This is a genomic window from Pseudomonas sp. ZS1P83 (genome assembly GCF_054897825.1).
The window spans coordinates 987548-1010139 of the sequence record NZ_CM142706.1 but is presented as its reverse complement, the minus strand read 5'-3'; the positions used below and the strand labels follow the sequence as shown (position 1 = coordinate 1010139).

General features: G+C 58.6%; 24 protein-coding genes. 2 read left to right on the top strand and 22 right to left on the bottom strand.

The genetic code is table 11. The features are described from left to right. Positions 1 to 3: 3 nt before the first annotated feature. The 5 genes from ccmE to ccmA form a co-directional block, all read right to left on the bottom strand. Positions 4 to 459 carry a cytochrome c maturation protein CcmE gene (ccmE, locus tag ACYZT0_RS04900; RefSeq protein ID WP_462044865.1) on the bottom strand — a complete coding sequence of 152 codons (456 nt, stop codon included), beginning with the start codon at positions 457 to 459 and terminating at the stop codon, positions 4 to 6. Next, positions 456 to 632, bottom strand: a complete 177-nt coding sequence (gene ccmD, locus ACYZT0_RS04895) for a heme exporter protein CcmD (protein WP_008145547.1) — start codon at positions 630 to 632, stop codon at positions 456 to 458. The genes ccmE and ccmD overlap by 4 nt, the downstream gene beginning before the upstream one ends. Then, complete coding sequence (locus tag ACYZT0_RS04890; protein ID WP_462033993.1) at positions 629 to 1384, bottom strand: heme ABC transporter permease; 756 nt, start codon at positions 1382 to 1384, stop codon at positions 629 to 631. The genes ccmD and ACYZT0_RS04890 overlap by 4 nt, the downstream gene beginning before the upstream one ends. A gap of 78 nt (positions 1385 to 1462) precedes the next feature. Further along, positions 1463 to 2131, bottom strand: a complete 669-nt coding sequence (gene ccmB, locus ACYZT0_RS04885; protein WP_090188533.1) for a heme exporter protein CcmB — start codon at positions 2129 to 2131, stop codon at positions 1463 to 1465. After that, the gene (gene ccmA, locus ACYZT0_RS04880) at positions 2128 to 2763 is read right to left on the bottom strand and encodes a cytochrome c biogenesis heme-transporting ATPase CcmA (protein ID WP_462044864.1); all 636 of its coding nucleotides are present in this window, start codon (positions 2761 to 2763) and stop codon (positions 2128 to 2130) included. Before ccmA ends, ccmB begins: the two co-directional genes overlap by 4 nt. Positions 2764 to 2960: 197 nt before the next feature. Between ccmA and fliK the strand changes: the two genes are divergently transcribed. Both fliK and ACYZT0_RS04870 read left to right on the top strand, forming a co-directional pair. Beyond that, entirely contained in the window at positions 2961 to 4535 is a 1575-nt protein-coding gene (gene fliK, locus ACYZT0_RS04875; protein ID WP_462044863.1) for a flagellar hook-length control protein FliK, read from the top strand. Beyond that, positions 4532 to 4861, top strand: coding sequence for an EscU/YscU/HrcU family type III secretion system export apparatus switch protein (locus ACYZT0_RS04870; protein WP_462044862.1), 330 nt, complete (start codon positions 4532 to 4534; stop codon positions 4859 to 4861). Before fliK ends, ACYZT0_RS04870 begins: the two co-directional genes overlap by 4 nt. Before the next feature lie 123 nt (positions 4862 to 4984). Here the strand turns inward: ACYZT0_RS04870 and ACYZT0_RS04865 are convergent, their stop codons facing one another. The 17 genes from ACYZT0_RS04865 to ACYZT0_RS04785 all read right to left on the bottom strand — a co-directional run bounded on the left by ACYZT0_RS04865 (position 4985) and on the right by ACYZT0_RS04785 (position 22452). Continuing rightward, positions 4985 to 6154: an IS4 family transposase gene (locus ACYZT0_RS04865; protein WP_462044861.1), complete on the bottom strand. Its 1170-nt coding sequence runs from the start codon at positions 6152 to 6154 to the stop codon at positions 4985 to 4987. A 128-nt stretch (positions 6155 to 6282) separates the two neighbouring features. After that, entirely contained in the window at positions 6283 to 6582 is a 300-nt protein-coding gene (locus ACYZT0_RS04860; protein WP_462044860.1) for a hypothetical protein, read from the bottom strand. A gap of 693 nt (positions 6583 to 7275) precedes the next feature. Next, positions 7276 to 7668 (bottom strand): DUF2802 domain-containing protein, encoded by a 393-nt coding sequence (locus ACYZT0_RS04855; RefSeq protein WP_462044859.1) that lies wholly within the window; start codon positions 7666 to 7668, stop codon positions 7276 to 7278. Beyond that, a complete protein-coding gene (locus ACYZT0_RS04850; protein ID WP_131061597.1) occupies positions 7669 to 8154 on the bottom strand; it encodes a chemotaxis protein CheW in 486 nt (161 codons plus the stop codon). A gap of 71 nt (positions 8155 to 8225) precedes the next feature. Continuing rightward, on the bottom strand, positions 8226 to 9104 hold the full coding sequence (locus tag ACYZT0_RS04845; protein WP_462044858.1) for a CheW domain-containing protein: 879 nt from the start codon (positions 9102 to 9104) through the stop codon (positions 8226 to 8228). A gap of 1 nt (position 9105) precedes the next feature. Further along, positions 9106 to 9894, bottom strand: coding sequence for a ParA family protein (locus tag ACYZT0_RS04840; RefSeq protein WP_462044857.1), 789 nt, complete (start codon positions 9892 to 9894; stop codon positions 9106 to 9108). Positions 9895 to 9937: 43 nt separating this feature from the next. Further along, positions 9938 to 10828 carry a flagellar motor protein MotD gene (gene motD / locus ACYZT0_RS04835; RefSeq protein WP_462044856.1) on the bottom strand — a complete coding sequence of 297 codons (891 nt, stop codon included), beginning with the start codon at positions 10826 to 10828 and terminating at the stop codon, positions 9938 to 9940. A gap of 15 nt (positions 10829 to 10843) precedes the next feature. Further along, positions 10844 to 11584, bottom strand: coding sequence for a flagellar motor protein (locus ACYZT0_RS04830; RefSeq protein ID WP_462044855.1), 741 nt, complete (start codon positions 11582 to 11584; stop codon positions 10844 to 10846). Then, positions 11584 to 12714, bottom strand: coding sequence for a protein-glutamate methylesterase/protein-glutamine glutaminase (locus tag ACYZT0_RS04825; protein WP_462044854.1), 1131 nt, complete (start codon positions 12712 to 12714; stop codon positions 11584 to 11586). Before ACYZT0_RS04825 ends, ACYZT0_RS04830 begins: the two co-directional genes overlap by 1 nt. 49 nt (positions 12715 to 12763) lie before the next feature. Continuing rightward, positions 12764 to 15007 (bottom strand): chemotaxis protein CheA, encoded by a 2244-nt coding sequence (locus ACYZT0_RS04820; protein ID WP_462044853.1) that lies wholly within the window; start codon positions 15005 to 15007, stop codon positions 12764 to 12766. A gap of 14 nt (positions 15008 to 15021) precedes the next feature. Next, on the bottom strand, positions 15022 to 15810 hold the full coding sequence (locus tag ACYZT0_RS04815) for a protein phosphatase CheZ (RefSeq protein ID WP_462044852.1): 789 nt from the start codon (positions 15808 to 15810) through the stop codon (positions 15022 to 15024). A 22-nt stretch (positions 15811 to 15832) separates the two neighbouring features. Then, entirely contained in the window at positions 15833 to 16204 is a 372-nt protein-coding gene (locus ACYZT0_RS04810; protein WP_003183998.1) for a chemotaxis response regulator CheY, read from the bottom strand. A 168-nt stretch (positions 16205 to 16372) separates the two neighbouring features. Continuing rightward, positions 16373 to 17113 (bottom strand): RNA polymerase sigma factor FliA, encoded by a 741-nt coding sequence (fliA, locus tag ACYZT0_RS04805; protein WP_462044851.1) that lies wholly within the window; start codon positions 17111 to 17113, stop codon positions 16373 to 16375. After that, positions 17110 to 17940, bottom strand: coding sequence for a flagellar synthesis regulator FleN (fleN, locus tag ACYZT0_RS04800; RefSeq protein ID WP_007975361.1), 831 nt, complete (start codon positions 17938 to 17940; stop codon positions 17110 to 17112). Before fleN ends, fliA begins: the two co-directional genes overlap by 4 nt. A gap of 116 nt (positions 17941 to 18056) precedes the next feature. After that, entirely contained in the window at positions 18057 to 19385 is a 1329-nt protein-coding gene (gene flhF / locus ACYZT0_RS04795; protein WP_462044850.1) for a flagellar biosynthesis protein FlhF, read from the bottom strand. Between the two features lie 11 nt (positions 19386 to 19396). Continuing rightward, complete coding sequence (gene flhA, locus ACYZT0_RS04790; protein ID WP_462044849.1) at positions 19397 to 21526, bottom strand: flagellar biosynthesis protein FlhA; 2130 nt, start codon at positions 21524 to 21526, stop codon at positions 19397 to 19399. Between the two features lie 248 nt (positions 21527 to 21774). Continuing rightward, positions 21775 to 22452 (bottom strand): hypothetical protein, encoded by a 678-nt coding sequence (locus ACYZT0_RS04785; RefSeq protein ID WP_462044848.1) that lies wholly within the window; start codon positions 22450 to 22452, stop codon positions 21775 to 21777. Between the last annotated feature and the right edge of the window lie 140 nt (positions 22453 to 22592).

Here is a 22592-nt window from a genome sequence, read left to right as displayed (position 1 = left end):
CAATTAGCCCTCTTTGACGGGAGTGGGTGCCGACTGGCCGCTGTCTTTCAGGGCCTTGGTCACTTCCGGTGGCATGTACTTTTCATCGTGCTTGGCCAGCACTTCGTCGGCCACCACCACGCCGTCTGCGTTGATTTTTCCCAGGGCGACGATGCCCTGCCCTTCGCGGAACAGGTCCGGAAGGATGCCGCGGTAGCTGATGGTCACGGATTTATTAAAGTCGGTGACGATAAATTTCACGTCCAGCGAATCGCCGGAACGTTGCAGCGAACCTTTTTCGACCATGCCGCCGGCGCGGATGCGCGTGTCTTGCGGGGCTTCGCCGTTGGCGATCTGGGTCGGGGTGTAAAACAGATTGATGTTCTGCTGCAGGGCGCTCAGGGCCAGGCCGACAGCAGCGCCGACACCGACCAGGATCGCGAGAATGATGATAAGACGCTTTTTGCGTAGCGGATTCACTTGCCGTTCTCCCGGCGCAGACGACGCGCCTCTTGTTGCAGATACCGCTTGCGGGCCAGGATCGGCGCCGCCACGTTGAGGGCCAGCACTGCCAGGCAAATGCCATAGGCTGACCAGACATACAGGGCATGATGGCCCATGGCGAGGAAGTCGCCGAATGAAGCAAAACTCATCGCGCGGCCTCCAGACTGTTCTGCACTTCGGCCTTGACCCAACTGGCGCGGGCTTCGCGCTTGAGCACTTCAAGGCGCATGCGCAGCAGCAGCACCGCGCCGAAGAAACAGTAGAAACCCAGCACCGTCAGCAGCAGTGGCAGCCACATCTCGGCCGGCATTGCCGGTTTTTCGGTGAGGGTGAAGGTCGCGCCCTGGTGCAGGGTGTTCCACCACTCCACCGAGTATTTGATGATCGGGATGTTGATCACGCCGACAATCGCCAATACCGCGCAGGCCTTGGCGGCACTGTCACGATTGCTGATGGCGTTGCCCAGCGCAATGAGACCGAAGTACAGAAACAGCAGAATAAGCATGGACGTTAGTCGTGCATCCCAGACCCACCATGAACCCCAGGTCGGTTTGCCCCAGATCGCCCCGGTGACCAGCGCCACGGCGGTCATCCAGGCACCGATGGGCGCCGCGCACTGCAGGGCGACGTCGGCCAGCTTCATCTTCCACACCAGCCCGACGATGCCGCACACGGCCAGCATCACGTAGACGGATTGCGCCAGCATGGCGGCCGGAACGTGGATATAGATGATGCGAAAGCTGTTGCCTTGCTGGTAGTCCGGTGGCGCGAAGGCCAGGCCCCACACTACACCAACGCCGATCAGCAGCAACGCCGCAACGCTCAGCCACGGCAGCAGTTTGCCACTGATGCCGTAAAACCATTTGGGCGAGCCGAGCTTATGAAACCAAGTCCAGTTCATTACTGTTTCCATCACGGTTGCTGCTCGCTATCACAAGCAGCCAAGGGTCTTTACTGATTAAAAAATAACCAGACCTCATTATTCGCCGACGCTGATCTTCAGGCCAGCGGCTATTGCAAAAGGTGTCAGGGTTATCGCCAGGGCGGTCAGGCTACCAAGCCACAAGAGATAACCGGTCGCCGGCATGCCCTGCAATGCCGCCTGCAAGGCGCCACTGCCAAGAATCAACACCGGGATGTACAGCGGCAGAATCAGCAGCGCCAGCAACAGGCCGCCGCGTTTCAATCCCACCGTCAGGGCTGCGCCCACCGCACCGAGCAGGCTCAGCACCGGTGTACCCAGCAACAAAGAAAGCAGCAACACCGGCAGACAGGCGGTTGGCAAGCCGAGCATCAATGCCAGCAGTGGAGCGAGCAAAACCAGTGCCAGGCCAGAGAAGGCCCAGTGTGCCAGTACCTTGGCCAAAACCAGAAGAGGCAGGGGGTGCGACGAAAGGACCCACTGTTCAAGCGATCCGTCTTCGAAATCACTGCGGAAAAGCCCGTCCAGCGAGAGCAAAACCGATAAAAGGGCCGCTACCCAGACCAGTCCCGGAGACAAGGTTTGCAACAATTGAGACTCGGGGCCGACCGCCAATGGGAACAGCGAAACGACGATCGCGAAGAATACGAGCGGATTGGCCAGTTCCGCAGGACGGCGGAACAGCAAACGGGCCTCGCGGGCGACCAACAGGCCGAAAACACTCATACGGCCCAATTCCCCAAATCGATGTCGCGATAACCGGCCGGCATCCGGGTCAGCGTGTGGTGAGTGGTCAAGACCACCATGCCGCCGCGCTCGCAGTGCGCAGCCAGGTGTTCTTCAAGTTGCGCCACGCCTTGTTTGTCGAGCGCGGTGAACGGCTCATCGAGGATCCATAGCGGCGGGCTTTCCAGGTACAACCGCGCCAACGCGACCCGGCGTTGCTGCCCGGCAGACAGCGTGTGGCATGGAACATCCTCGAAACCGCGCAATCCGACGGCAGTCAGCGCTTGCCAGATCGCCTCATGGGAGCCCGGTTGATGCAAGGCGCAAAGCCAGCTCAGATTCTCTTCCGGCGTCAGCAGATCCTTGATCCCGGCGGCATGGCCGATCCACAGCAGGTTGCGCGCCAGCTCAAAGCGTTGCTCGTTCAGTGGCCGGCCGTTGAGCAGCACGTGACCGGCGGTCGGCTGCATTAGGCCGCAAAGCAGACGTAAAAGGCTGGTCTTGCCGCTGCCGTTGGGGCCGCTGATTTGCAACATTTCGCCACTGGCCAGTCTCAATTCGAGATTTTCGAAGAGCAGCCGAAGGTCTCGCTCACAAGCAAGGGCAACGGTTTGCAGGACTGGACTGGTCAAGAGATCACGGGCCTTTACGGTTCAAGTCGGCAGCGGAACGGCCGCTAAAGAGATGCAGGATAAATGCATTGGCGGCCCTTTCTAAGGAGCTGGATCAAGTAATTGAAATGTTTTCAGCGCTCCGGTTGCAACGGGGCGGCATTATACATGCCATGCCCTCCTCTCAAGAGGGCAATTTCCTCAGGTTGTGACCGCGTATGACAGGCGAAATGAACATTCTCCCGCTACCGCAGACCACGCCCGCGACTTCGCGGCCGCTGGTGGTGAGTGGCGATTTGCTCAAGCTGCTGACGCCAATGGAAGGCCTGATCACTGCCGGTCAGACCGCCAAGGCCGAAGTGCTGTCGCTCAAGCAGGCGGATCAAACCTTTCAACTGTTGCTCAAGGTCACCCTCGACAGCGGCCGTCAGACCACGGTCCAGGCCACCAGCACCCAACCGCTGCCCCAGGGCACCAGCCTGGCGATCACTCAGCCGTCGGCGGGTAATTTGGCCGTGACCGTGCAACAGGCCATCGCCTCCAGCGTTGCCACCCTCACCCGTATCGACACGGCGCAACTGCCCGTTGGCACCCTGCTGCAAGGCAAAGTGCTGACCTCTCAGGTGATGCCGCAGGTGCCGGGCCAGCCGACGGTGTTTCGCTCGATGGTGAGCTTGCTCAACACCGCGTTGAGCGGCAGCACCCTGAGCATCGACAGCCCGACGCCGCTGCGCATCAACACCTTGCTGAGCGCGCTGGTGCAGGACACCCAGACGTTGAAGTTCGTGCCGTTGAGCAGCCGTCAGGAGCAATTGGCAGTGACCCACCAACTGGCCAGCCAACAGAGCCGCCAGGGTTCGCTGGATGGCCTACTCAAACTCCTGCAAAACCTGCCGTCTTCGAATCAGACGTCCAGTGATCTGCGTGCCGCCGTCGACACGTTGCTCGCCGGCCTGCCCGATGTTCAACAACTCAGTACGCCTAAGGGGTTGGCCCAGGCACTGGCCAATAGCGGGTTGTTCCTTGAAGCCAAACTGCTCAGCGGTCAGAACCCGACATTGGCCCCGGACATGAAAGGCGATCTGCTCAAGCTGATCGCACAATTGACCCCAGGCCTGCCGGCCAGCACCAATCTCAACGCGATCATTGCCGCCAACACACTGGCCCAGGCCATGCCGAACTTCGTGCGCAACGCCCTCGGCATGCTCGGTCAGGTCAGCGCCAAACCGCAGCCAACCAGCTTCCCGCTGCCCGAGCGCCTACTACAAAGCATGGACGGCGAAGGCGATCTCGAGCACTTGCTGCGTTTGGCAGCAGCAGCTGTTTCGCGCCTGCAAAGTCATCAGCTGTCGAGCCTGGAACAGACCGGCGTCACTGACGACGGTCGGCTGATGAGCACCTGGCAGCTGGAAATCCCGATGCGCAATCTGCAAGACATCGTGCCGTTGCAGGTCAAGTTCCAGCGCGAAGAAGCCCCCGAGAAAGAACAACCAAAAGAACGCAATGAAGAACGTCCCCCGAAGCAACAGCTCTGGCGGGTCGAGTTGGCATTCGACATGGAGCCTTTAGGCCCGCTGCAGATTCAGGCGCAACTGATCAAAGGCAGCTTGTCCAGCCAGCTGTGGGCCGAACGACCGTACACCGCCAGCCTGATCGAACGTAATCTGGCCGAACTGCGCCAGCGTCTGCTGGCGTCCGGCCTGAATGTCGGCGATCTGGATTGCCACCTCGGCACACCGCCACAAGGCACTCAAACCCGTCTCGAACAACGCTGGGTCGACGAAACCGCATGAGAAACCCCAACACCCCCCGCCAAGCCATCGCCCTCAAATACGACGGCAGCCACGCCCCTACCCTCACGGCCAAAGGTGACGAGGCACTGGCCGAAGCCATTCTGAAGATCGCCCGCGATTATGAAGTGCCCATCTACGAAAACGCCGAGCTGGTGAAACTGCTGGCGCGGATGGAATTGGGGGAGAGTATTCCGCAGGAGTTATATCGCACGATTGCGGAGATCATTGCGTTTGCGTGGAATCTGAAGGGTAAGTTTCCTGAGGGGCAGGATCCGGATGCGCCGATGGTGGAGAAGGACATCACCGATCTCGGCGACGACTACTGATCATTCCCACGCTCTGCGTGGGAATGCAGCCCGTGACGCTCTGCGTCACATTCAACGACGGAACGCGGAGCGTCCCAAGAGACATTCCCACGCAGAGCGTCACTAGTGTCCGGTAAACATGCTTCATAGCTGAAGGCTGCCTTGGGCAGCCTTCAACTTTTCTCGCTCCTGCCTTCGTCGATCCCTCAATACTGGGGTTCCGAGCCGTTCAAACAGGACATGAACTATGCGAACCGTCAGTTCGAACAACGAGCCGGTAAATCCTGAGCGACGATGGAGTATTTGCAGTAACAGATAGCTGATCAAGGCACTGTAAATCTGCAAACGCACCGCATTTTCGGAGTAGGCATAAAAGCGTTTGAGCTTCAGATGTTGTTTGATCCACTTGAAAAATAGCTCGATCTGCCAACGATCTTTGTACAAGGACGCGATTTCTTCAGCTGTCCTCGTGAAGTCGTTGGTCACCAGAACTAACGGCGTCGCATGCCCCTCGCGCTCAACCACGACGCGTCTTACCGACTTTTCCCAATAGTCGTTCAGGCGTTTGCCGGCCAAATGCTTTTTGCCAAACTGGACGACTTCATCGGTCATGACCGAGCTTTGCTCAGTCACGGTCGAGTGCTCATGCAGCACTTTGATATTGGCGTTTTTCTTCAGGCGGGTGACGAAAAAAGCACCTTTGGTCTGCAACTCGTGCCACCAGTTGTAATCGCAGTAGCCCTTGTCGAAAACATACGTCATGCCGGTCTGGATCGGCATTTCCAGTGCATCGCTCAGGTCGTTGACGTTGGCAGGCGTAATGTTCACGTACACCGGGGCCAGCTGCGCCAGATCCAGCCCGACATGCACTTTGAGGCCTTGGGTGATGCGGGTTTTCGTCGCGGCTGTCCAGCCATCGAAGTGAGGTCCGCGCAAGGTGATCGACGTGGAGTCAATCAGGCTAACCATGGCCCCGACCTCCTTGCGCTGCTGGCGGCTGACGGCGCTCATCAGGTACCCACAAAGGTCCTGTAATGGCCGGTAGTCACGCTTGTTCAAGGCATCGGACATTGTCGAGCGGGCAATAGGGCCGGCATTAAGATGGTAGCTATGCGGGCCGAAATTTTCGGAGATAGTCGCCAAGGATCGCAGGCTTGAGGCTCGGGTCAAATGGCCGCTGATCAGTGTCACCAGCAATTGCCAGGTCGTGCAGCGTTTGACGTAGCGATCAGCTTGGTGTGTTTCGATGGATTGCTGGAAAAACTGGCGCGGGATCGCACTGAGTAGTTGGCTTAAACGGGTGCTGGAAAACATAAGTCAAAATCGAGTCTGAAAAAACCGATTATGCCTCACAGCCGCCAACAGCAAGAGGGAGCAAGCTCCCCCCTCGTTTTTTACCGGACACTAGTGACGCAGAGCGTGGGAACGATCTTTGGTAGGCCTCAGTCCTTGTCCAACTTACTCATCAACTCCGCCGCCGTCACGTTAGCGGACTTGAAAAAGCATAAAAGCCTTAGACTGCGACCCACAATCAAACCATTGATAAGGCCGGCCCCCAGTGCTGACCATGCCACCATCGATACTTCATTGGCCAGTTCCGGATGCATGGCCGCTTGGTAACCGCTGTAGTAACGCCAGGCAAAAAAACACCAATAAACAACAAGTACTTTGACCGAGCCACCCAGTACCAAACGATCGCCCTCGCGTTCGACGTCTTGGTACGAAAAGAAACGCTGTGCCACAAGCCATCCGGCAAATAACCCCAACGCGTAAACCGAAACGGAATCGCAATGCCCTGCGAGAACTTTAAGGACGCCACCGAAATGACGACGAATATCATCGGCGTTAACTGCAACAATCTTTTCGATTCATGATTTTTAAAGCAGGCAATGGCGCCGTAATACGTCACTACAAAAAAAACCGCATAAACCCATAGTGGTGTTCCGAGCAGAATATCGAGCATAAAAAGCCTTGGAATAAGATTTTAACTTTGACTGCGGACGGGTAAATCCAATCGATGATGAGTGGTTACACAGTTCAAGTTAGCGACGAGGGGCAACTCTCGCAAGTCGGCGGAATCCGTACAAGTTGTAGGCAGCGGACTAAGACAGGATTTGAGAAGGTGAAGAATGGGGCGAACACAGGGATAACGACTGAGGTTTGAGGACGCATTCGCGAGCAAGCTTTGCTCCTACAGAATCGAGATGTTCGCAAATTTTGTGAATGACATTAATTCTTAGGAGCAAGGCTTGCCTGCGATAAGGCCAGCACTTTCAACATCAACAGAGACTGACACACCGCCTTCGTCGGAACGCCGCCCGGAGCCAGCCCGGTCCCACATTAGATCTTCAGCGAACATAAAATTTGTGTTCGACACCGATTAAGTGTGGGAGCGGGCTTGCTCGCGAATAGCGGTATCAGAACAATCGCAAAAATCAGTTCTTGTGCAACTTACTCATCAACTCCGCCTCAGCCTGGGTCAAGCCACAGGATTGAGTCAGTTCATCAACACTCGCGCCCATCCCGACCAATCGCGCCGCTTGGGCAAACGACAGGCTCGACGGATCGCGCTGTTCCAGCTGAGCCAGTTTGTCCGGTAACGGGCCAACCACCGCGCGCAGTTCGTGCAGGTTTTCACCCATGCGCACGTTGCCGCTCTGGTAGTCCTCGACACGCCGGGTCAGGTCCTTGATGCGCTGATCACGCAGCGCATCGCCCTGGGCCTGTTGCGCAGCGATCATTCGCTGGCCTCGTATGTAAGCCAGAAACATCGCCAGCGTGCCTGCCCAGAAGAGGAACAGGACAATGACCGCCACCTCAAGAATCAATCAGATGTTCTCCAGGTCCGACCATTCTTCTTCGCTCATCATCTTGTCCAGCTCGACCAGAATCAGCAGTTCGTTGTTCTTGTTGCACACGCCTTGAATGAACTTGGCGGATTCTTCGTTACCGACGTTCGGCGCGGTTTCGATTTCCGACTGACGCAGGTAAACCACTTCGGCCACGCTGTCGACCATGATCCCGACCACTTGCTTGTCGGCTTCGATGATGACGATACGGGTGTTGTCGCTGATCTCGGCATTCATCAGCCCGAAGCGCTGACGGGTGTCGATCACGGTGACCACATTACCGCGCAGGTTGATGATGCCCAGCACATAGCTCGGGGCACCCGGGACCGGGGCGATTTCGGTGTAACGCAGGACTTCCTGAACGCGCATCACGTTGATGCCGTAGGTTTCGTTGTCCAGTTTGAAGGTTACCCATTGCAGGATCGGATCTTCGGAACCCTTTGCAGACGACGCCTTATCATTCATACCCTGACCCCTCGAAAAACCGCCCTAGCGGTGTGTGTTCTGTGCGACGGCAGTCACTGCCGTCACGTGTTTTATGTCGGTTTGTGAGCTGGTTTAACGCTGCTCATGTGCTTTGCCCCGCCGCTGGCGATCAACTCGGCCAATGCGGAAACATCGAGCAACGCACACATGTGTTCAATCACGGTGCCCGCCAGCCATGGCCGTTGACCACGGTGGCTGCGCCATTTGATTTCGTCCGGGTCCAGGCGCAACGAGCGGCTGACCTGATGCACCGCCAACCCCCATTCATAGCCCTGAACCGAAATAACGTACTGCAGGCCCTGACGGAAATCGTCGCGGTAGCGGTCAGGCATGACCCACCGCGCGGTGTCCAACACTTTCAGGTTGCCGGCCTGGCTCGGCAGAATCCCGAGGAACCATTCCGGCTGACCAAACAGCGGCGTCAGCTCGTGGCCGGCCAGGGAGTAAATCGAGCCCAGACACACCAGCGGTACCGCCAGGGTCAACCCGGCGACATCGAACAACAGGCATTCGAATGGCTCGGCGGCCCATGACGGACGACCATCGGTTTCCACCGGTGGCGGCGTGTTGCTCGGCGGCAAGTGGACTTCGACCACCGGCGGCACCAGGGCTTGCAGCAGCGGTGCGATAGTCGATACAGACGCCAGAATCGGTGCCGGTGCTTCTTCGATCACAACAGGTGCTTTCGCCACGGGTGCTACCACTGGCGCTACTGTCGGCGTGGCGACCACGGCGGGTGTCTGCGCATCACGAGCCTGCTCTTCAAGCACCGCCGCCTGGAATTCGTCCAGAGCTGCTTCAACCTCCACAACCTCGGGCAGCGCCTCGATTTCCGGCGGCAACTCTTCGGTCGCCTCCATCAGCAAGCTGTCCAGATAAGACTGGAGCGCGAGTTGCGGGCGCGAAGTGATTTTTACCGGGCGGTTCATCTCACGCCACCTGCGGGACAAGTTGTGCTGCCAGCAAATGCTTGAGCAGTGCGCGGTAGGCGAGAACACCACGGCTCTTGCCGTCAAATTGCGAAGGCGTCACGCCGGCACGGCTGGCGTCACGCAAGCGGGTGTCGACTGGAATGTAGCCTTGCCAGATTTCTTCCGGGTACTTGTCGCGCAACACCCGCAACGTGCCGAGGGAAGCCTGCGTGCGGCGGTCGAACAGGGTCGGCACGATGCTGAAGGGAAGCGCCTGTTTGCGTGAACGGTTGATCATCGCCAGGGTGTTGACCATGCGCTCCAGGCCTTTGACCGCCAAGTGCTCGGTCTGCACCGGAATTACCAACTGCTGGCTCGCCGCCAAGGCATTGACCATCAACAAACCGAGCAACGGCGGGCTGTCGATCACGGCGTAATCGAAGTCCTGCCACAGTTGCGCCAGGCTCTTGGCAATCACCAGGCCCAAGCCACTCTGACCCGGCGACTGGCGCTCGAGGGTCGCGAGTGCGGTGCTCGATGGCAACAGGGAAATACTCTCGTGGCTGGTGGGCAACAACAACTGACCAGGCAAGCCTTGCGGCACCCTGCCCTTGTGCAGGAACAGGTCGTAACTGCTGTGTTCCAGGCTGTCGGGGTCATAACCGAAGTAGCTGGTCATGGAGCCGTGAGGATCGAGATCGACCACGACCACGCGCTTGCCCGCCTCGGCCAGTAAACCGGCTAAAGCGATAGAGGAAGTGGTTTTACCGACACCACCCTTTTGATTGGCGACTGCCCAGACTCTCATTCGGATTGTTCCTCCCGGTCGAAATGCTCGACCGAGAAATAGCTCAACGTATTAATGCGGGTGACGGAGAATTGACGGCGCTCTCTCGTACCGGCGACTTGACCGGGGTCGGTGCAGTTTGTGTGCCAGCACGCTTCAACGCGGCATCCGGATGCGCATTGGCCGTTCCGGTACCGGTGAGGCTGCGGCGTACATCGAGATTTCGTGACACCACCAACACGACCCGACGGTTACGCGCCCGGCCCTCGGCAGTGGCGTTGTTGGCCACTGGCTGGAACTCGCCGTAACCTACCGACGCCAGACGACCAGGATTCACACCCTGCATCGCCAGCATGCGCACGATGCTCGCCGAACGGGCCGAGGACAGCTCCCAGTTGGTCGGATATTGCGCGGTGCGGATCGGTTGATCGTCAGTGAAGCCTTCGACGTGAATCGGGTTGTCGAACGGCTTCAGAATCGCAGCGACCTTGTCGATGATGTTGAACGCGATGTCACTGGGCATGGCGTCGCCACTGCCGAACAACAGGCTGGAATTGAGTTCGATTTCGACCCACAGCTCATTGCCGCGAATGGTCATCTGATTGGCGCTGATCAAGTCGCCGAACGCGGCGCTGATATCGTCGGCGATGCTTTTGAGCGGATCGCTGGCACCCGCGATACCGGCGTCGACCTGCTCGGCGTCTTTAACCAGCGGCTTGGCCGGGGTCACAGTCTTCGGTCGTTCGTCGCCGATCGGGATCGGCTTGAGGGCACGATCCGAATCGGTGAACACACCAATCAACGCTTCCGAGATGACCTTGTACTTGCCTTCGTTGATCGAAGAGATCGAGTACATCACCACGAAGAAAGCGAACAGCAACGTAATAAAGTCGGCGTAGGAAACCAGCCAGCGTTCATGGTTTACATGTTCTTCAGGTTGCCGGCGACGAGCCATAATCCATTACTCCCATCAATCCATGAAGCCCTGAAGCTTCAACTCAATAGAGCGAGGGTTTTCACCTTCGGCGATCGACAGAATGCCTTCCAACAACATTTCGCGATAACGCGACTGTCGCAAAGCGACGGACTTGAGTTTGGCGGCAATCGGCAGCAGCACCAGGTTGGCACTGGCCACGCCGTAGATGGTCGCGACGAAGGCCACGGCAATGCCGCTGCCCAGTTGCGATGGATCGGCCAGGTTGCCCATCACGTGGATCAGGCCCATCACCGCACCGATGATGCCGATGGTCGGCGCGTAGCCGCCCATGCTTTCGAAGACTTTGGCGGCTTCGATGTCGCGGCTCTCCTGGGTGTAGAAATCCACTTCCAGGATGCTGCGAATCGCTTCCGGCTCCGCGCCGTCCACCAGCAGTTGCAGGCCTTTGCGCGAGTAGTTGTCGGGTTCGGCGTCGGCCACCCCTTCCAGACCGAGCAGGCCTTCCTTGCGTGCGGTCAGGCTCCAGTTGACGACGCGATCGACGCCACCGGCCAGATCCACGCGAGGTGGAAACAGGATCCAGGCCAGAATCTGCATGGCGCGCTTGAAGGCGCTCATCGGTGCCTGCAGCAGCGCCGCACCGATGGTCCCACCGAGTACGATCAACGCCGCCGGGCCGTTGGCCAGCGCGCCGAGGTGACCGCCTTCAAGGTAGTTGCCGCCAATGATGGCGACAAACGCCATGATGATCCCGATGAGGCTTAACACATCCATCAGATACAAGCCTCGACCAGATGCTTGCCAATATCGTCCAGGCCGTACACCGCGTCGGCGAGTTCGGCTTTGACGATGGCCATCGGCATGCCGTAGATCACGCAGCTGGCTTCATCCTGGGCCCAAATCGAGCTGCCGCCCTGCTTGAGCAGACGCGCGCCTTCGCGACCATCGGCGCCCATGCCGGTCAACACGACCGCCAGAACTTTGTCACCGTAGGTCTTGGCCGCCGAACCGAAGGTGATATCCACACACGGCTTGTAATTCAATCGCTCGTCACCCGGGAGAATTTTCACCGCGCCACGGCCGTCGATCATCATTTGCTTGCCACCCGGCGCCAGCAGCGCCAGGCCCGGACGCAGGATGTCGCCATCCTCGGCTTCCTTGACGCTGATGCGGCAGAGCTTGTCCAGACGTTCGGCGAAGGCCTTGGTGAAGGCGGCCGGCATGTGCTGGATCAACACAATCGGTGCCGGGAAGTTGGCCGGCAATTGGGTCAGAACCCGCTGCAGGGCAACCGGGCCGCCAGTGGACGTACCGATGGCGACCAATTTGTAGGCTTTGCGTTTCGGCGCTGGCGACGACGAGGCGGGTGCGTGCGTACGCGCCGGAATCGGCGCCGGTGCCGGACGCGCAGGCGCGCTGCTGCCGTAGCTACTGACGCTCGAAGGCGCAGGTGTCGGGGCTGGCGCGGCGACGGGTGCCGGAGCACTGTAAGTGCTGGCACGACGGTTACTGCGCGAGATGCTGAGAATCTTCTCGCACAGCAGTTGCTTGACCTTTTCCGGGTTGCGGGAGATGTCTTCGAAATTCTTCGGCAGGAAATCCACCGCGCCGGCGTCCAGCGCATCGAGAGTGACCCGAGCGCCTTCGTGTGTCAGCGAGGAAAACATCAACACCGGGGTCGGGCAGCGCTGCATGATGTGCCGCACCGCCGTGATGCCATCCATCATCGGCATCTCGTAGTCCATGGTGATCACGTCTGGCTTGAGGGCCAGCGCCTGATCAATCGCCTCTTTTCCGTTGGTCGCCGTGCCGACGACCTGGATATTCGGATCCGCTGAAAGAATTTCCGAGACGCGGCGGCGGAAAAACCCCGAATCGTCCACCACCAGGACTTTGACTGCCATAAACACTCCGTTAGACGGAGCGAGGCTCAGTCGCCCCGCTCCACCAGAATCAAATACGCCGTGCGGCGTAACGCTTGAGCATGCTGGGTACATCGAGAATCAGCGCAATGCGGCCGTCACCGGTGATGGTGGCGCCGGACATCCCCGGGGTTCCCTGGAGCATTTTGCCCAATGGCTTGATGACCACTTCTTCCTGGCCCACCAGTTGATCGACGACGAAGCCGATCCGCTGAGTGCCCACCGAAAGGATCACCACATGGCCCTCGCGCTGCTCTTCGTGAGCGGCGGAGGCGACCAGCCAACGTTTGAGGTAGAACAATGGCAGTGCCTTGTCCCGCACGATCACCACTTCCTGGCCGTCCACCACGTTGGTGCGCGACAGGTCGAGGTGGAAGATCTCGTTGACGTTCACCAGCGGGAACGCAAACGCCTGGTTGCCGAGCATGACCATCAGCGTCGGCATGATCGCCAGGGTCAACGGGACCTTGATGACGATCTTCGAGCCTTTGCCCTTGGTCGAGTAGATATTGATGGTGCCGTTGAGCTGGGCGATCTTGGTTTTCACCACGTCCATGCCCACGCCGCGTCCGGAGACATCGGAAATTTCGGTCTTGGTCGAGAAACCCGGCGCGAAGATCAGGTTGAAGCAATCGGACTCGCTGAGGCGATCTGCTGCATCCTTGTCCATCAACCCTTTTTTCACCGCGATACCGCGCAAAACATCGGCGTCCATGCCCTTGCCGTCATCAGAGATGGACAGCAGGATGTGGTCGCCTTCCTGTTCAGCGGACAGGATCACCTTGCCGCTGCGAGGCTTGCCCATCGCTTCGCGCTCGGCCGGTTCTTCGATACCGTGGTCAACCGAGTTGCGCACCAAGTGGACCAGCGGGTCGGCCAGGGCCTCGACGAGGTTCTTGTCGAGGTCGGTTTCTTCGCCGACCAGCTCCAGATTGATCTCTTTCTTGAGCTGACGAGCCAGGTCGCGAACCAGACGCGGGAAGCGCCCGAAGACCTTCTTGATCGGTTGCATCCGGGTCTTCATGACCGCGGTTTGCAGGTCGGCCGTGACCACGTCGAGGTTCGACACAGCCTTGGACATGGCTTCGTCGCCGCTGTTGAGGCCCAGACGGACCAAGCGGTTACGCACCAGCACCAACTCGCCAACCATGTTCATGATTTCGTCGAGACGCGCGGTATCGACCCGCACGGTGGTCTCGGCTTCGCTGGCCGGTTTTTCCGCCGGTGGCGCGGCCGGGGCACGAGCCGGAGCCGGTGCAGCAGCAACAGGCTTCGGCGCTTCGGCTTTAGGCTCGGGCGCTTTGGCGACGGGTTTCGGTGCAACAGCCTTGGCAACCGGGGCTGCAACCGAAGCGCTGGCGCCCGACGCGGTACCGACTTCAGTGAACTTGCCTTTGCCGTGCAATTCGTCGAGCAGCGATTCGAACTCGTGATCCGAGATCAGATCGCTGCCAGCCGCTTTAGCGATTGGTGCAGCCGGGGCCGGAGCCGCAGCAATGGCCGATTCCAGCGCATCAACGGCAAAGTTGCCCTTGCCGTGCAGCTGATCGAGCAGTGCTTCGAACTCGTCGTCGGTGATATCGGAGCTGTCGCCTGCCGCTTTCGGGGCAACCGGTGCGGCTGGCGCCGGAGCTTTCGCATCGACGGCGAACTGGCCTTTGCCGTGCAACTGATCGAGCAACGACTCGAACTCGGCATCGGTGATTTCGTCGCTGGCAGCGGCACTACCCGCTGGCAGTGGAGCAGCCGCCGGGGCCTCGGCCTGCGCCTTGACGGCGTTCAGCGAGTCCAGCAGTTGTTCGAATTCGTTATCGGTGATGTCGCCCGACTCGCTGTCGGCAGCCGGTATTTCGACCACGTCGGCAATCGGTGCGGCTTCTTCAGCTTTCGGCTCGGCCAGACGGGCCAGAGCTGCCAGCAATTCAGGCGTGGCCGCCGTGATCGGGCTGCGCTCGCGGACTTCGGTAAACATGCTGTTCACCGCATCCAGCGCTTCGAGAACCACGTCCATCAATTCCGAGTCGACGCGACGTTCACCCTTGCGCAGGATGTCGAACACGTTCTCGGCGATGTGACAGCACTCCACCAGCTCGTTGAGCTGGAGGAAGCCGGCGCCTCCTTTTACAGTGTGAAAACCGCGAAAAATTGCATTGAGCAAGTCCGCATCATCGGGTCGGCTTTCAAGCTCGACCAGCTGTTCGGACAGTTGCTCTAGAATCTCGCCGGCCTCAACCAGGAAATCCTGAAGGATCTCTTCATCGGCGCCGAAGCTCATGTGTAGGGGTGCTCCTAGAATCCAAGGCTGGAAAGCAAATCGTCTACATCGTCCTGACCGGACACAACGTCTTCTCTTTTATCGGCATGAATCTGCGGACCTTCACCCTGAGAGAGATGTTTTTGCGGATCTTTTTCAGCCAGCATCGCTTCACGGTCATGTTCGATGCCCGCAAAGCGGTCCACCTGACTGGCCATAAGTACGAGCTTGAGCAGGTTGCTTTCAACTTCGGTGACCAATTGGGTCACACGCTTGATTACCTGACCGGTGAGGTCCTGGTAATCCTGAGCGAGCAGAATGTCGTTGAGGTTGCTCGACACCACGCGATTGTCTTCGCTGCTGCGTGTCAGGAAACCATCGACTCGCCGGGCCAGTTCGCGGAACTCTTCAGCCCCGACCTCGCGACGCATGAACCGTCCCCAGTCGGCGCTCAAGGCCTGGGCTTCATTGCTCAGGCCGTTGACCAGCGGCGTGGCGTTCTCCACCAGGTCCATGGTGCGGTTGGCCGCGGCCTCGGTCAGCTTGACCACATAGCCCAGACGCTCAGTGGCATCCGTGATTTGTGACACTTCCTCGGCTTGCGGCATGTTCGGGTCAATCTGGAAATTGACGATCGCGCTATGCAGCTCGCGAGTGAGCTTGCCCACTTCCTGGTACAGGCCGCGGTCACGGGTCTGGTTGAGCTCATGGATCAGTTGCACGGCGTCGCCGAACCTGCCTTTCTCAAGGCTTTCGACCAGTTCGACAGCGTGTTTTTTCAGGGTCGACTCGAAATCGCCCTGTGAAGATTCGTTATGCTCCATAGCTCCCCCGTGGCGCAGTTTCTCAACCGATGCGTTCGAAAATCTTTTCGATTTTTTCTTTCAACGCCTGGGCCGTAAAGGGTTTGACCACATAGCCGTTAACACCGGCCTGGGCTGCCTCGATGATCTGCTCGCGCTTGGCTTCAGCGGTCACCATCAGCACCGGCAGGTGCTTGAGCTTTTCATCGGCGCGCACGTGGCGCAGTAGATCGATACCGGTCATGCCGGGCATGTTCCAGTCCGTTACCAGAAAGTCGATGCTCCCGCTGTTGAGGACAGGAATGGCAGTGGTGCCATCATCGGCCTCGACCGTGTTGGTGAACCCAAGGTCACGCAACAGGTTTTTTATGATCCGCCGCATCGTTGAGAAGTCATCAACGATGAGGATTTTCATGTTCTTGTTCAATTCGACCTCCAAGCAGTCTTAAACGCGCCCAGCACCTGGACACGCCATTTCGATCAATCCGGCAAAGCACTCAATGACTGTCTGGAGCACAACAGATCGGGACCCGTGTGGTTTCAACACCCCACCAGCCTCGTTCGCAGTGTCCCCACACTGCCTTCAGCGCGCTCGCCACTCCCCCAAACGCCCCCGCAAACGGGCCGCGCACTGGCTGTGTAACTGGCTGACCCGAGATTCGCTGACCCCCAGGACTTCACCGATTTCCTTGAGATTCAACTCTTCGTCGTAATACAGCGCCAACACCAGTCGCTCACGCTCCGGCAAATTGGCAATCGCGTCCGCCAGCGCCATCTGGAAGCGTTCATCTTCCAGATCGCGCGACGGCTCGAGATGAGCACTGGCGCCATCCTCGTGCAGCCCTTCGTGTTCGCCGTCCTGCAACAGATCGTCGAAACTGAATAACCGGCTGCCCAGGGTGTCGTTCAAAATCCCGTAATAATCGTCGAGACTCAATTGGAGTTCGGCCGCAACCTCGTGATCTTTAGCGTCACGACCGGTTTTAGCTTCAATCGAGCGAATGGCGTCGCTAACCATCCGGGTATTGCGGTGGACCGAACGTGGCGCCCAGTCCCCTTTGCGTACTTCATCGAGCATCGCGCCGCGGATTCGAATGCCCGCGTACGTCTCGAAACTCGCACCTTTGCTGGCGTCGTATTTGGTCGACACTTCAAGCAGGCCGATCATCCCGGCCTGAATCAGGTCTTCGACCTGGACACTGGCCGGCAGACGCGCCAGCAAGTGGTAGGCAATGCGCTTAACCAGTGGCGCGTAACGCTCGATCAGCTCGTACTGCGCGTCACGTGCCGAATTCTTGTAAAGGTTGTAACCGCTGGCTGTCATAGCACCGGTCCTGCCGTTTGTTGTACGAGGCGCTCGACGAAAAACTCCAGGTGACCACGCGGGTTGGCAGGCAATGGCCAGGTATCGACCTTCTGTGCAATGGCCTTGAACGCCAGGGAGCACTTGGAACGCGGGAAGGCTTCATAGACGGCGCGCTGTTTCTGCACAGCCTTACGCACGCTTTCGTCGTAAGGCACCGCGCCGACGTATTGTAAGGCGACGTCGAGGAAGCGATCCGTGACCTTGGTCAACTTGGCGAACAGGTTGCGACCTTCCTGTGGGCTCTGGGCCATGTTGGCCAGGACGCGGAAGCGGTTCATGCCGTAATCGCGGTTAAGTAGTTTGATCAGTGCGTAGGCATCAGTGATCGAGGTCGGTTCGTCGCAGACCACCAGCAAGACTTCTTGCGCTGCGCGAACGAAACTGACTACCGACTCACCAATGCCCGCAGCGGTGTCGATCACCAATACGTCGAGGTTGTCGCCGATATCGCTGAACGCCTGGATCAGGCCGGCGTGTTGGGCCGGGCTCAGATGAACCATGCTTTGAGTGCCGGACGCGGCCGGGACGATGCGGATGCCGCCAGGGCCTTGCAACAATACGTCGCGCAGCTCGCAGCGGCCTTCGATCACGTCGGCCAACGTACGTTTGGGTGTCAGTCCCAGCAGGACGTCGACGTTCGCCAGCCCCAGATCGGCGTCCAGCAGCATGACGCGCCGGCCGAGCTCAGCTAGAGCCAGGGACAAGTTCACTGACACGTTAGTTTTCCCGACGCCACCTTTGCCGCCGGTCACCGCGATCACCTGTACGGGATGCATGCTGCCCATGAATTTTCTTTACCTTGTCTTACTTAGACGGAGGCCACATTACTGGCTGCGCGTTCACAAAATGAACAATGCATGGCAGACCATCGATGTAGGTACAAAAACTGTTCATTAATACCTCAGCCGACCTGCTTGGTCGGGCTGTGGTAAATATCAGCGAACATGTCAGCCATGGCTTCTTCGCTGGGTTCTTCTTGCATTTGCACGCTTACGGCGCGACTGACCAACTGATGACGACGCGGCAGATGTAAATCATCCGGAATCCGCGGGCCATCGGTCAGGTAGGCCACCGGCAATTCATGACTGATGGCCAGGCTCAACACCTCACCCAGACTTGCCGTTTCATCCAGTTTAGTCAGGATGCAGCCCGCGAGGCCGCAGCGTTTGTAACTGTGATAAGCGGCCGTTAGCACCTGTTTCTGGCTGGTGGTTGCCAACACCAGATAATTTTTGGATTTGATCCCACGACCCGCCAGGCTTTCAAGCTGCATGCGCAGTGCCGGATCGCTGGCCTGAAGGCCCGCGGTATCGATCAGCACCACGCGTTTGCGCAGCAAGGGTTCCAGTGCCTGCACCAGTGACTGACCCGGGTCGACGTGAGTCACCGACACATTGAGGATCCGGCCAAGGGTCTTGAGCTGCTCCTGAGCACCAATACGGTAGCTGTCCATGCTCACCAACGCGATATTTTGCGCGCCGTACTTGAGCACGTAGCGGGCGGCGAGCTTGGCCAGAGTGGTGGTCTTGCCCATGCCGGCAGGGCCGACCATGGCAATCACACCGCCCTCTTCCAGCGGCTCGATTTCCGGTGTGGCGATCATCCGCGCCAGGTGCGCCAGCAGCATGCGCCAGGCCTGACGAGGTTCTTCAATATCGGTAATCAGCGCCAGCAAATCGCGTGACAACGGGCCGGACAAGCCGATGCGTTGCAGGCGACGCCAAAGATTGGCCTGGGCCGGACGGCTGCCTTGCAGCTGATTCCAGGCCAGGGAGCCGAGTTGCACTTCCATCAGTTCGCGCAAACTGTTGAGTTCGAAACGCATCGAGTCGAACGCCCGCGAGTCCACACCACCGGAGGCTGGCGCAGCGGCCGGTGCAGGACGACGGGGTTCGGCGTAGGTCGGTTCGATCAGCGGCTCGGCGGCGGTCAGTGGCAGGCCGGCGAACAACTGGCGATTGGTGCTCTTGTCGCTCTCGCCTTCGCCTCGCAGGCTCAGTTCGGCCTGGGCGGTAACGATCCGCGACTGGGTCTTGCGCAGCTCGTCTTCGAGTTCCATGTTCGGAACGCGCGGGGCCAGCGCCGATAATTTGTAATCCAGGGCAGCCGTCAATTCGACACCACCGGCGATCCGGCGGTTGCCAATGATGGCGGCATCAGCGCCCAGCTCATCACGAACCAGTTTCATGGCCTGACGCATATCGGCGGCGAAAAAACGCTTAACTTGCATAAACCACTACCTCAGCCGTTGGGCCCTACTGTCGCAACGATGGTCACTTGCTTGTTGTCAGGAATTTCCTGATACGCCAACACGTGCAAACCCGGGACTGCCAGTCGGCCGAATCGCGACAGCATCGCGCGAACCGGACCGGCTACCAGCAGAATCACCGGTTGACCCTGCATTTCCTGGCGCTGCGCCGCATCGATCAACGAGCGTTGCAGTTTCTCAGCCATGCTTGGCTCCAGCAGAACGCCCTCTTCGGAGCCTTGTCCTGCCTTCTGAAGACTATTGAGCAATATTTGTTCCAACCTTGGCTCCAGGGTGATCACTGGTAGCTCGGAGTCAGTGCCTACAATGCTTTGGACGATTGCGCGGGATACGCCGACGCGCACGGCGGCCACCAGCGCGGCAGTATCTTGACTCTTGGCGGCATTGTTGGCGATGGCCTCGGCAATGCTGCGAATGTCCCGTACTGGCACCTGTTCGGCCAGCAAAGCCTGCAAGACTTTGAGCAGCTGCGACAGAGACACCACGCCAGGCACCAGCTCTTCAGCCAGTTTTGGCGAGCTTTTAGCCAACAATTGCATGAGTTGCTGCACTTCTTCGTGACCGATCAACTCGCTCGAGTGCTTGTACAAAATCTGGTTCAAGTGGGTTGCCACTACTGTACTGGCATCGACCACGGTGTAACCGAGGGATTGCGCCTGGGCACGCTGGCTGATTTCGATCCAGACCGCCTCCAGACCGAAAGCCGGATCTCTGGCGGTAATGCCATTGAGCGTCCCATAGACCTGCCCCGGATTGATCGCCAGCTCGCGGTCCGGGTAAATCTCCGCTTCGGCCAGGATCACCCCCATCAGGGTCAGGCGATAGGCACTTGGCGCCAGGTCGAGGTTGTCACGGATATGCACGGTCGGCATCAGAAAGCCCAGATCCTGCGACAGCTTCTTGCGCACACCCTTGATCCGTGCCAGCAACTGACCACCCTGGTTGCGGTCCACCAGCGGAATCAGCCGGTACCCGACTTCCAGGCCGATCATGTCGATCGGGGTGACGTCGTCCCAGCCCAGCTCCTTGGTTTCCTGGGCGCGGGCCGGGGATGGCAGCAGCTCTTGCTGACGCTTGACCTCTTGCAGGGCCTGCACCTTGACCACGTTCTGCTTCTTCCAGAACAGGTAAGCACCGCCGGCCGCCAGGGCCGCCATGCTGAGAAAGGAGAAGTGCGGCATGCCGGGCACTAGGCCCATCACCGCCATCAGGCCTGCCGCGACGGCCAACGCTTTTGGCGAGGCGAACATCTGGCGGCCGATCTGCTTGCCCATGTCTTCCGAGCCGGAAGCACGGGTCACCATGATCGCCGCCGCTGTCGATAACAACAGTGATGGCAATTGCGCCACCAAACCGTCACCGATGGTCAACAGCGCATAAACCTTACCGGCGTCGCCGAAGCTCATGCCGTGCTGGAAGATGCCGACGGCCATGCCGCCGATCAGGTTGATGAACAGAATCAGCAGGCCGGCGATGGCGTCACCGCGAACGAACTTGCTGGCACCGTCCATGGAACCGTAGAACTCGGCTTCCTGGGCGACTTCCATCCGGCGCAATTTCGCCTGATTTTGATCGATCAGGCCGGCGTTCAAGTCGGCGTCGATGGCCATTTGTTTACCGGGCATCGCATCGAGGGTGAAACGTGCGCTCACCTCGGAAATCCGCCCGGCACCCTTGGTCACCACGACGAAGTTGATGATCATCAAAATCGCGAAAACCACGATACCGACCACGTAGTTACCGCCGATCACCACCTCACCGAAGGCCTGGATCACCTTACCGGCGGCGGCATGGCCTTCCTGACCGTGGAGCATCACCACCCGCGTGGACGCCACGTTCAGCGCCAGCCGCATCAGCGTTGCCACCAGCAGAATCGTCGGAAACACCGCGAAATCCAGCGGCCGCAAGGCGTAGACGCACACCAGCAGCACGACGATGGACAAGGCAATGTTGAAGGTGAAAAACACGTCCAGCAGGAACGGCGGCACCGGCAACATCATCATGGCCAGCATGACCAGCAGCAACAACGGCACACCCAGATTGCCCCGACTTAAGTCGGCAACGTTTGTGCGAGCACTGTTGAGTAACTGAGAGCGATCCACCGGTTTTCCCCGTTCCTTTAAAGCAAACTTTTGACGCCTGAAGCAGGCGCAAAGCGGCTACTGCAAGAAGCCTTCCAACTTTTGCGGGGGGGTTCGAATCGGAGAGAATTAACAAGGACTTGCCGCCCCGGACGGCCGGTGCAGCCTCCGCGCGCGGGATATCCGTACAACAGGCCAAACGGCCCGTGATTGCTCCGGGTTTCAGTCCAAAACCACGGGCACGGGCACGGGCACTCGAAAGGCTAAGGTCAGCTCGCCGTCAGGATCTGCTCTTCCTGGATATCGCCGAAGCTCAAGTCTTTGCCGACCATATACCGCGTATTGCGGAGCATCTGCACGTCACCGATCGGCACAATATCCTCTTGGGCATACCCCAGAATCACAATCGAGGCAGGTGATCTCGGCTCTTCGAAGACATTTAGTCCATCCCTTAACCCGTGGTCCTGCATTAGATTAAGCGCCCACTGAAATGGAATGACCGGCAAATCACTGATCTGGATTTCACCATTTTCCAACATGAAGTCCTGCTTGGCAGTCAACAGCAGCTGTCCACCGGCGATTTCGAATGTCGGCTTGCTATAACGTCTGCGCAGGTTTCCGTCCAGCCAGCCGTCAAAATAGAAACTCGAATGGGTAAACCGTTTGAACAATTTTTCATTGTTATGGATCTTGCCCGCCTCATCTCCAAAATAACTCTGAGAGTGGTGATAAGCCAACCCCGTCAACTCAGGCCGGATGGCATTGAAATGCTGGTTGAGATAACCCGGAATGTAAGTATTTGCAGTTTCCTTAAATAGATCAAAATCCAACGAAAGCTTAAAGGTGACTGTATAGCCGATCTCTTTTTTTTCGGGACGTTCTTCCAGCACACCGGAAACAAACTCTAACTTCATACCTTGCAGATTTTTGTACGGAACTCGATCCATGACTCTAATCCTCGAAAACCTTAAGAGACACCTATTGGCGATACCCTCACCACACTCGGAAACAGGCGCATTAATCGGGGAAAATCCCCAAGGCATGACAACGCTTCAGAGGACTGGCGTCTACTGTCATGAACGAGCCC